Raw genomic sequence first — 11,090 nt, forward strand, 5'->3', positions numbered from 1 at the left:
ATTTTTAAGAAAGTTTATTTATAGAAATTTTGATGTTTTAACAAGTCTATTTTATTTTAATTTTCTATTTTATTTTTTAAAGAAAATCTATTTTTTAATAGTTTCAATATTCCTATTTAATAATAAAATTTATTTAAGTTTAAACTAAATATTATATTTGTATATTATATTTTTTTGAAGATTGATTTGATTTTCATTAAATATTTTTTATAATTTATAAAATAGTGAGGAATAAAATGATTATTGAACAGTTTGGTACCCTCATGGCAGGAATTGTTGATTTCTTTAAAAATGGGGGTATTATTACTTATCTTATTACATTTATTGGGATTTATGGTTTTTTAACTGCACTTCAAAAAATTAATTATCTTAGAAGAATAGGTGATGTTGATGCAACTGAGATTATGGGTATAGTTTCTGTTGCTATGGAACGTGGGGGTGCTATTGAAGCTTTAAAAGAGATTAGTCCTTATAAGAATCCTGTTTCAAGAATTATTTCTGAGGCTTTGAAAATCGGTTATAAAAATAAGACTGAAGTTGAAGAAAGTATGGAACAAATTTTTATTGTTGAAACAAGTAAAATGACTAAAGGTTTAGATATGATTAAGACAATTACAGAACTTGCTCCTTTTTTAGGTTTGATTGGTACTGTATTTGGTATTTGGATGACATTTAAAGCTTTAGGTGTTAATCCTTCATCTGCAGCTATGGCTGAAGGTATTTATGTAGCTTTAATTACAACTATTGCTGGTTTATGTGTAGCTATTGTATTATTACCTCTTTATACATATATTAAATCATTAATTGATAAAGAAATGGATAAAATTGAACTCGCTACTAAAATGACTAACTGGAATTATGCAGTAGCTAAAATTAGGGTATCTGAAAATTTACCTTGTGTAATTAAATCATTACAAGAAGGTGAAGGTATTGTTAATGTAAGGGAAATATCTGAACCTAATGCTAATATTCAAATTTCATTTAAACCTAGTATGTTAGAAAAAAGTATTAGTAATATTATCTTAGAGATGTGTAATGTTGGTTCTGAGATTGTTGAAAGTAAACTCAAACAATAAGGTGAGCTTATGAGTTTAGATATTAAATCAAGAAAGGAGAGATTAAAAGAAGATAAGGTTAATATTAATCTTGTTCCTTTCATTGATATTTTATTTACAATTTTAATATTTGTTGTTGTAACTAGTAGTTTTGCTGGTACTGCAATGCAAGATCAGTCACAAAATAATGTATCTGCCTCAGGTAAACCTAATGTAACAGATACCTCAGGTAATTCTGAATATTATATTATTCCAGTTCAAGGTTTACATAAAGTAACTGTTAATGGACAGGATATGTCTTCTTATATTAAAGATGATTCTATTGCTATTCATTCGCAAGTTATTGACTCTGGTCAAATAAATGTGGATAGTAAAAATAAAGAAATTATTATTACGGTTCCGGATGGTATGGATCCTAAAAAAGCTGTAAGATCTCCTTCAGATAAGGATAAGACGGAATAATAATTTTTAATTAATTTTTATTTTTTCTATTTTTAGTTTTTGTTTTATTTTTTTCTAGGTTTTATGATAATTTAATGTTTTATTTTTTATTTTTATTTTTTTCTAGGTTTTATAGTAAATTAATCTTTAATTTAAAATAAATGAATTATAGAATTTTATATTTTTAAATAAAATAAGTTTAAAATCTCTTTATTTTTTATTTTTTTAAAAAATTAAATAAGAAATAATAAATATTTTGTTTATCAAATCTATTTTTAAATAATAAATATTTTTTATTAAGGAGGAATTTAATGTATTTGGGAAGAATTTTAGCAGTAGGTATGAATTGTGATAAAAAACCATTTGTTGCATATAGAGTATCAAGTAGACATTTTCCTAATAGACAAGCAAAAGTAAATGGTAAAGAAGCAGCAATAATTCCAAGACCTGGTTTTGAAACAGATATTTTTAAAAATACTTATATTGCATATAATTGTATTAGAATTGTTGATGATTTAGCTATTGTATCTAATGGTTCTCAAACAGATGTTATTGCAGATAAACTTGCTATGGGTATGAATATAAAAGATGCACTTGCATATTCTCTTTTAACTATGGATTATGAAAAAGATGATTATCATACTCCTCGTATTGCGGGTGTTGTTAGTTCAAATACTAATGAAGAGGAATATGAAGCATATGTTGGTATTGTAACTGATTCAAAAATTATTGTTGAAAAATTAGATTATGGTCAAGCAGTTTATATTTCTGTATATGAGCATCAAGAACCTCATACTATAGAATATAATGCATCTTCTAGTGAAGAAATTGCTCAGTATATTTTTAATCAAGGTGAATTTGCAGATTTTGAACATCCTGTAACTTCTGTTGGTTCTGTTTATGATGGAGACTGGAATACTTCTGCAATAGTACCTGATTTTAATGAATAAAATTATTGTTTATAATACTTTTTAATATCATTAAATAGAAAATATTATGGCATATTAATTTATACTTCTATATGTAAAAGAATCTGGAATATTAGTTGTTAAATAATTATTTTTATATTTTAAGAAATTATATAAAAAAGGGATGATATTATGAATTTAGAATTATTTGGATTAGAAGGAATTCCTATTGTTAATAAAGGAGAAAATATTGCAGAATTAATTTTAAAAGCATTAAAAAATCAGGGTAAAACTCTTGAAGATAAAGATATTGTTTTAGTTGCAGAAACTCTTGTTTCTAAAGCAGAAGGTAATGTTATAAAGTTAGGTGATATTTTACCTTCAGAAGATGCAATATTAATTGCTAAAAAATCTAAAAAGGATTCTAAATTAGTTGAAGCTATTATTCAAGAGGCAAGGGAAGTTGTTGCAGTTGGTCCTGATTTTGTTATTACTGAAACAAATCAAGGTTTTGTATGTGCAAATTCTGGGATCGATGAATCAAATGTAGGTGATGGTTTAGCAACACCTATGCCTGAAGATGCAGATTTATCTGCAAAAAAAATAAGAGAAGAACTTGAAAAAGCAACAGGTAAGAAATTAGCTGTAATAATTACTGATACTCAAGGAAGAGCATTTAGAGTTGGTGCTGTTGGTGTTGCTATTGGATGTTCTGGTATTGATCCTTTGTGGAAAAGACAAGGTGATGAAGATTTATATGGTAGAAAACTACATAGTTCTGAAGTAGCTACTGCAGATGAACTTGCTGCTGCAGCTTCTTTAGTACAAGGTCAAGCAGACGAAGGTTTACCTGTTGTTGTTATTAGAGGATTCTCTGCATTTGATACTTTAAGAAACACTGAAAGTGATATTCATCCACTTCTTCGTCCAAAAGAATTTGATGTATTTAGAAATTAAATTCTTTTTTAATATCTTTTTTTTAATTGTTAAAATATTAGGTGTATTCATGAAAATTACTGTTTTATCTGGAGGAACTGGAACTCCAAAATTACTTCAAGGTTTAAAAGAGATTGTAAATCCAGAAGATTTAAGTATAATTGTAAATACTGTGGAAAATAATTATTTTTCTGGAGTTTATATTAGTGGAGATATTGATGTTGTAATGTATACTTTAATAGATGTGATTGATGAGGAATTTTGGTATGGTATTAAAGGAGATACATATCTTACAAATAATACTCTTGAAAAATTAGGTTGTCCTGAAAAATTAAGAATTGGTGATAAAGATCGTGCAATAATGATACAGAAAACCAAGTTATTAAAAGAGGGATATAAATTATCTGAAATTGTAGATTTACAAAGAAAAAAATTAGGTATTAAATCTAAGATTATGCCAATGAGTGATGTTGATTCTGATATTTACATTGATACTGATATTGGTAAATTAGATTTTCATGATTTTCTAATTGATAAACAATGTAGTCCTCATGTTAATAATGTTGTATATTCTATTGTACCTCCTGCTCCAGATGTAATTAGTACAATTAAAAATTCAGATATGATTATTATTGGTCCATCAAATCCTATAACTTCTATAATGCCTATTGTTTCAATCGATGGTGTAAAAGATGCATTGAAAGATAAATATGTTGTTGCAGTATCTCCTATGGTTGGTGATGGTGCAGTAAGTGGTCCTGCAGGTAAATTTATGAATGCCTTAGGTTATGAAGCATCTTGTATTGGGGTTGCAAAATTATATTCTGATTTTGTAGATAAATTAATTATTGATTATCAAGATAAAAATTTAGAAGATGAGGTTAAAAAAATCATTGGGGATGTTGGAACCTGTGATACTATGATGAATTCATTAAATATTAAGAAAAATCTTGCAGAAAAAGTTTTAGATTCATATAAAATTTAATCTTTATTTATTGATATTTTTTTTAATTAGAACTTTAATTTTTCTTTCTTATTTTTTTAAGTTTTATATAAACTTTAGGTTTTAAAGTAAAACTAAAATAATTAAATACTATTAATATAATATAATTTATTATTGGTGAATAATATGATTCAAATGACATTAATACAAATTGATAATTATGGTCCATGGACTGTTACTCCAAGACCTCGTAATGAGTCTGACCTTCAAATTTTACAAGCTGAATTGTTTGCAGATGTTCAAAGACAGTTTGCAATGAAAAAAGGTTTAGTCTTCTTCACACGTTTTGATAATATGTTAGCTATTACAAATGGTTTAAATGAAGAAGATCATTTAAGAATACAAAGATCTATAAGAAATAGATATCCTATTACTATAAGTATGGGAGTAGGTGCAGCAAGAACACCACACGAAGCTCAATTAAAAGCAACTCTTGCATTACAACATGAAGGTGGTGCTCAATCATCAAATAGAAAAGAAATTTTAGCTATTGATTCTATGGCTGATTCTGATGATTCTTATGTTCAAGTTGCTCATGTTGATATTAATAGTGTTACAGAAACATTAACAGATAAAGAATCTGCTTTTGATACAAATTTTATGGTAAATAAGGCACAACATTATTTAATGACTAAACTTATTAAGAAAGGAGCATTATTGTTTTTTATAGGTGGAGATAATTTTATGGCTCCATGTAATGGTTTATCTGAAGATGAAATTAAAGAAATTTTAATTCAAATTAAAGATGAAATTGGCATTGGTCTTAAAGCGGGTATTGGTAGAGGAAGAAATGCTGAAGATGCTGCATATATGGCTGATTTAGGTCTAAGAAAAATCCGTAGAGGACATAATATAGAATGGACTGAAGTTTTTGAAAAAGGTTGTTGATTTATAAATTTCTAATCATATTATTCTATTTTAATTTTTTATGATTTTTAATTTTTTTACTGTTTTTTAAGGAGTGTTGTATTTATTAAAGTTTTAGCACCTATGGCTGGTATTTGTAATGGTGATTTTGCATTAAAATTAATCCCTTATGGTTTTGATACTGTTACATTAGGTGGATTTAATATTGATAAATTATCTATTGATGCAGGCTCTAAGATTATTAAACGAGGAAGAAAAGAGTTTGATATACCTTATTCTAAAATTATAAATTTTATTGATAATGAAGCATCTAAAGTTAAAAATAATTCTGATGCTAAAGTTTCTGTTAATTTACGAAGTGTTAATCCAGATAAAATCATTGAGGTTAGTAAACTTGATTCTGTTGATATAGTTGAAATTAATTGTCATTGTAGACAAAAAGAATTACAATTAATTTCTTGTGGTCAAGCAATGCTTAAACGTCCTGATTTAAAAGAGTATATTAATGAAGTTGTAAATAAGTCTCATTCTGAAGTTTCTGTTAAAATAAGAGGAAATGTTAATGGAGTTGATACATTAAATATTTCAAGACTTATTGATGATTCTGGTGCAGATTATTTACATGTTGATGCAATGAAACCTGGTGTTTCTGATGCAGATTATGATTTAATTACTGATATATCTGAAAATACTGATATTTTTATAATTGGAAATAATTCTATTGATTCTTTAGATAAAGCAAGAAAAATGTTAAATTCAGGTGCAAATGGTTTTTCAATAGCTCGTGCTGCAATAAGTGGAAAATTAAATTTTAATTTAAATGATTTGTAGCTATTTATATTATATAATTTAAATATGATTTTGTTTATTTTTTCTATATTATTTAGTGCTTTGTTTTTTAATTAATTTTATTTAATGTTCTAATTTTTTTATTTTACTTTCTTTAATTTTCTAAGCTATTTTTTATTCGTTATTTTAAGAACAATTTTAAATTTCATAGTTTTTTAATAAGTTTTTAAAATTTTATAACGGGGTTATATTAAATTTATTTTTTATAAAAATAATTATATAATATTTATTCTAAAATTAATATAATATAATTTGGATTTTTAAAAAATAATTAGTTTAATTTTAATTTTTAATCTTTATTTTTAATTAAAAATAGTTTTTAAAAATTCATTTTTTAGAAATTTTTATAAATAATGATTTTTAAAATATATTGTAAGTATAATTTTTTTATTTTAACAAAGAAGTATAATTTTATTTATAATTTTAATTTCTTAATAAAGGTGGATTTATGGAATTTATTACATTAAAAAATATTAATAAATCTTTTAATGGAGTTCAGGTCTTAAAAGATATTAATTTAGAACTTGATGAAGGTGAAACATTAGGTATTTTAGGTCGTAGTGGATCTGGAAAATCTGTTTTAATAAATATGATGCGTGGAACTAAAGAATATGCACCAGATAGTGGAGAAATGATTTTCCATGTAGCAATATGTCCTAAATGTTTACATGTAGAAGCTCCTTCTAAAGCAGGGGAGAAATGTCCTGAATGTGGAGAAACTTTAGAGTTAAGAGATATTAATTTATGGAACTGTGATAGATTAGAATTTAATGCAATTAAAAGAAGAATTGCTATTATGCTTCAAAGAAACTTTGCATTATATGATGAAGCTACAGTAATTGAAAATGTACTTAAAGCTATGGGTGATGAAGGAGAATATGAAGAAAGAATTTATAAAGCTTTAGATATTCTTGAAATGGTTCAAATGAGTCATAGGGTTACTCATATTGCTCGTGATTTAAGTGGTGGAGAAAAACAAAGGGTAGTAATTGCAAGGCAAATAGCTAAAAATCCTATGTTATTCTTAGCTGATGAACCTACTGGAACATTAGATCCACAAACTGCAGAAACACTTCATAGAAATCTTCAAAATGCAATTAAAGATAAAGGAATTACTATGGTAATTACTTCTCACTGGCCAGAGGTTATGGAAAAATTAGCAGATAAAGTTATATGGTTAGAAGATGGAGAAATTGCTCATTCTGGAGATCCTGTAAAAGTTGTTGAATCTTTCTTAGATACAGTACCAATTCCTAAAAAAGTTGAATCTCATGAATCTGGTGCACCTGTTGTAAAAATTGAAGATGTTAAAAAACATTATTATTCAATTGAAAGAGGAGTAGTCAAAGCTGTTGATGGTGTTTCTCTTGAAATTAAAGATCAAGAAATTTTTGGAATTGTTGGATTAAGTGGTGCAGGAAAAACAACATTAACTAAAATGATTAAAGGTCTTACTGAACCTAGTTCTGGTAAAGTTTCTATTAAATTAGGTGATGATTGGATTGATATGTCACAACCAGGACCACTTGCAAGAGGTCGTGTAATTCCATATATTGGTTTATTACATCAAGAATTTTCATTATATCCTTATAGGGATGTTCTTGGAAACCTTTCAAATTCAATAAGTTTAGATTTACCTGCAGAATTTGCTAAAATCCAAGCTTTGCATGTTCTTGAAGCAGTAGGTTTCACTTCTCAACAAGTAAGTGAAATCTTAACTAAATATCCTGATGAATTAAGTGAAGGAGAAAAACATAGAGTAGCTATTGCACAAGTACTTATTAAAGAACCAAATATAGTAATGCTTGATGAACCAACAGGTACTATGGATCCAATTACAAGAGTTATTGTTACTGATTCAATACTTAAAGCTCGTGATGAATTAAAACAAACATTCATTATAGTTTCTCACGATATGGACTTCGTCCTTGATGTTTGTGATCGTGCTGGTTTAATGAGAGGAGGAAAACTCCTTGATGTTGGTACTCCTGAAGAAATTGTTAAAAAATTAACTTCATCTGAAAAAGAGGATATGCTTAAAAATCAATAATTATTTATCTATTTTAATTATTTGATTTTTTTATTTTTTTTAAAATTTGATATTTTTTATATTTTCTATTTTTTCAATATATATTCTAATAAAATAATTACTTTTATAAATTATAAGATTTATATTTATGAATGTTATAATACTTAGTTTAAATTAATAATAATCTTATAATGAATTTTTTATTTATTATTATATTATTTTTATAATTGGAGGAAAAAATATGTCTTGGGAGAATATGCCTTCACATATATGTAGGGGAGGAGACCTTAGGGGATTAACTTTTTGTTGTCCACCAGTTAAACCATGTCCACTTTTAAATGCATTACATGAAGCTGGACTTTCACCTCAAGAATATGTTGATATTAAAACTAAATTTGCTAAAGAAACAAGATTAGGGGAAGGTCCTGGAACCTGTTTTGGTTCTTTAGTTTGGTGTTGTAAGCCTACTAAACCATGTCCATTAAGGGATATGTCTATGAGAAACATTAACATGAGTGTTGAAGAGTATACTAATTTGAAAAAACAATTATCTGAAGAATTAGTTGCAAAATCTAAAGTCAAAAATACTGATGATGAAAATGTTACTGCTCTTGTAAATGCATTCCAGATTGAACCTGATGAGGCTAGGAAAGTTTTATCTGATTGTGGGGATGATTTAAGAATGGCTATTAAAATTTTAAGAGTTAAATCATTAAAAGAAGAATCTGATTAATTTTTTTTATTTTTTTTACTATTTTTTATATATTTTTAAATTTTAAGTGTTACTATGTCCTGGTTAAGCCTTTATTTTGATGTTAAAGATAAAAATATTTTTGTTTTAGGTACTGGTGAAGTTGCTACTCGTAGAGCAATTAGATTTTTAGATAAAGGGGCAAATCTTGTTCTTGCTGGTGATAAGTTAAATAATTTGCTTGTTGAAAAAGGAGCTAAACTTATTAAAATATATACTAATTTATATGTATTTGATGAAGATACTCAAATTAAATATATGGAATCAAATAAGAAACTTATTAAAAGAGAAGTTGAAAAAGCAGATTTTATAATTATTGCAACTGGTGATTATGAACTTGCAGATTATACTTCAAAGATTTCACAAGGAAAGCTTTTAAATAGAGCGGATAAAACTGATGATGGAAATATTATAGTTCCTACTAGTTTTTATATTGGTGATGTTGAATTTTCAATATTTACTGGTGGTAAAAGTCCACTTATGGCAAAAAAATTAAGAAAAAAGATTCAATCTATAATTACTGATGATGAAATTTTAGAAATAAGAATTCAAGATTATGCAAGAAAAAAACTTAAAAATACTGTGGAAAATCCTAAAAGAAGAAGAGAAATTCTTTATGAGATTTTAGATGATGTTAATATAAAAGAAGCTATTAAAAATAAAGATTTTGATAAAATTGAAGTTCTTGTTGATAAATTAATTAAAGATAAAACTTAATTTTATGGTTTCAATTATTATTGTTTTTAAAAAGCTAGTCTATTTTTTTATTTTTATTAATTTAATTATTACTTTTTAAATTTTTATCTAAAGTTTATATTGTTTTAAAAATATAATTTAATATACTTTTAAGTATAAATTTATTTTTAATTATATTAAAATGATTTTTGAAAAAATGTTTAAACACTTTAAATCTATTAAAAATTGGGGAAATTATATTGATATTTAATATTCGTGTTGATTATAAAATGGTTGATATAAAAACTATGGAAATAGTTTATAATGATTTAAAAGAATTATTTAATAATATTCGGGAAAAATTTCAGATAAATGAATATGTGGAAATATCTACATGTAATAGACATGAGTTTTATATACATTCTGATGCTTTTGCAATAGAAAATGTTTTTAATGATTTTACTAATGAAAATATTGTTATTGAATCTGGAGAAGATTCTGTATTTCATTTATTTAGAATGAGTTCTTCTTTAGAATCTATGATTGTTGGTGAAGATCAGATTCTTGGTCAAATTAAAGATTCTAAGAAAAAAGCTGAAAAAGAAGGACATTTAGGTAAAGTTTTAGATACTTTATTTACTAAAGCAATTCATGTTGGTCAAGAAGTTAGAAGTAAAACTAATATTAATAAAGGACACATTTCTATGGGTTCTGCTGCAGTAGATCTTGCAGAGGAATATTTAGGAGATTTACAAGATAAATGTGTTTTAGTAATTGGTGCAGGTAAAATGGGGGCTCTTGTTGCTAAAGCATTAGCTGAAAAAAATTTAAAAGCTATATTTGTAGCTAATAGAACTTATTATAAAGCGACTAAATTGGCAGAAGAATTAAATGGTCAAGCAATATTTTTCGATGATTTATATAAGTATCTTCCAATTTCTGATGTTATTATAAGTGCTACAGGATCTCCTCATACAATTATAACAAAAAGTCGTATTGAAGAAGCTACAAATAAAATAAAAAAAGATACTAATAAAGATTATACTAATCATAAAATTGTTATAATTGATATTGCTAATCCTCGTGATGTTTCTGAAGATGTTAAAGAGATTGGTGTTAATTTATTTAATATTGATGACTTAAGAGGGATTGCTGAAAAAACTGCTAATGAAAGGAAAAAAGAAGTTAAAGAAGCAGAAAATATAATCAATTATGAATTTGATTTACTTAAAAATTCATTTAAAATAATGGAAATTGATAATATTCTTGCTAGTTTAAGATCATCTATGGAAAATATACGCCAACGTGAAGCTGAAAAAGCAATTGTTAAGTTGGCTGATGTAGATGGAAGTATAAAAATTATAGATAATTTAACAAATTCAATTGTTAATAAAATTTTCTTTGATATTTCTAAAAATATTAAGAAAGCAGCTTGTAATAATGATGAAGATTTAATAAGGGCTGCAGAAATATTTTTTTTAAATAATAATGAAGATAATTAGTTATTTTTTATTGGCATTTTTTTACTTATTTTTTTATTTTTTTTACTTATGATTTAAAATCCTAATTTTTTCTA

11 protein-coding genes are annotated in these 11,090 nt (G+C 25.7%); all 11 read left to right on the forward strand.

The window, feature by feature from the left end; translation table 11 throughout:
* Window positions 1-236: 236 nt before the first annotated feature.
* The 11 genes from T523_RS07215 (at window position 237) to hemA (ending at window position 11,016) form a co-directional block, all read left to right on the forward strand.
* Window positions 237-1,076, forward strand: coding sequence for a MotA/TolQ/ExbB proton channel family protein (locus T523_RS07215; RefSeq protein WP_042708274.1), 840 nt, complete (start codon window positions 237-239; stop codon window positions 1,074-1,076).
* 9 nt (window positions 1,077-1,085) lie between these two features.
* Window positions 1,086-1,517 carry an ExbD/TolR family protein gene (locus tag T523_RS07220; protein ID WP_042708275.1) on the forward strand — a complete coding sequence of 144 codons (432 nt, stop codon included), beginning with the start codon at window positions 1,086-1,088 and terminating at the stop codon, window positions 1,515-1,517.
* A 290-nt stretch (window positions 1,518-1,807) separates the two neighbouring features.
* Window positions 1,808-2,446, forward strand: a complete 639-nt coding sequence (locus T523_RS07225; protein ID WP_042708276.1) for an IMP cyclohydrolase — start codon at window positions 1,808-1,810, stop codon at window positions 2,444-2,446.
* Window positions 2,447-2,596: 150 nt separating this feature from the next.
* Entirely contained in the window at window positions 2,597-3,361 is a 765-nt protein-coding gene (locus tag T523_RS07230; protein ID WP_042708277.1) for a coenzyme F420-0:L-glutamate ligase, read from the forward strand.
* Window positions 3,362-3,410: 49 nt separating this feature from the next.
* Window positions 3,411-4,325 carry a 2-phospho-L-lactate transferase gene (gene cofD / locus T523_RS07235; RefSeq protein WP_042708334.1) on the forward strand — a complete coding sequence of 305 codons (915 nt, stop codon included), beginning with the start codon at window positions 3,411-3,413 and terminating at the stop codon, window positions 4,323-4,325.
* 144 nt (window positions 4,326-4,469) lie between these two features.
* On the forward strand, window positions 4,470-5,231 hold the full coding sequence (locus T523_RS07240) for a GTP cyclohydrolase III (RefSeq protein WP_042708278.1): 762 nt from the start codon (window positions 4,470-4,472) through the stop codon (window positions 5,229-5,231).
* Between the two features lie 102 nt (window positions 5,232-5,333).
* Window positions 5,334-6,041 carry an MJ0144 family RNA dihydrouridine synthase-like protein gene (locus tag T523_RS07245; protein WP_042708279.1) on the forward strand — a complete coding sequence of 236 codons (708 nt, stop codon included), beginning with the start codon at window positions 5,334-5,336 and terminating at the stop codon, window positions 6,039-6,041.
* A gap of 466 nt (window positions 6,042-6,507) precedes the next feature.
* Window positions 6,508-8,109 (forward strand): methyl coenzyme M reductase system, component A2, encoded by a 1,602-nt coding sequence (gene atwA, locus T523_RS07250; RefSeq protein WP_042708280.1) that lies wholly within the window; start codon window positions 6,508-6,510, stop codon window positions 8,107-8,109.
* Window positions 8,110-8,329: 220 nt separating this feature from the next.
* Window positions 8,330-8,821, forward strand: coding sequence for a methanogenesis marker 9 domain-containing protein (locus tag T523_RS07255; protein WP_042708281.1), 492 nt, complete (start codon window positions 8,330-8,332; stop codon window positions 8,819-8,821).
* A 54-nt stretch (window positions 8,822-8,875) separates the two neighbouring features.
* Window positions 8,876-9,556, forward strand: coding sequence for a precorrin-2 dehydrogenase/sirohydrochlorin ferrochelatase family protein (locus T523_RS07260; RefSeq protein ID WP_042708282.1), 681 nt, complete (start codon window positions 8,876-8,878; stop codon window positions 9,554-9,556).
* A gap of 218 nt (window positions 9,557-9,774) precedes the next feature.
* Window positions 9,775-11,016: a glutamyl-tRNA reductase gene (gene hemA, locus T523_RS07265; RefSeq protein WP_042708284.1), complete on the forward strand. Its 1,242-nt coding sequence runs from the start codon at window positions 9,775-9,777 to the stop codon at window positions 11,014-11,016.
* The last annotated feature ends 74 nt before the right edge of the window (window positions 11,017-11,090 follow it).

The organism is Methanobrevibacter wolinii SH (genome assembly GCF_000621965.1).
In the GTDB taxonomy this organism is placed as follows: domain Archaea; phylum Methanobacteriota; class Methanobacteria; order Methanobacteriales; family Methanobacteriaceae; genus Methanarmilla; species Methanarmilla wolinii.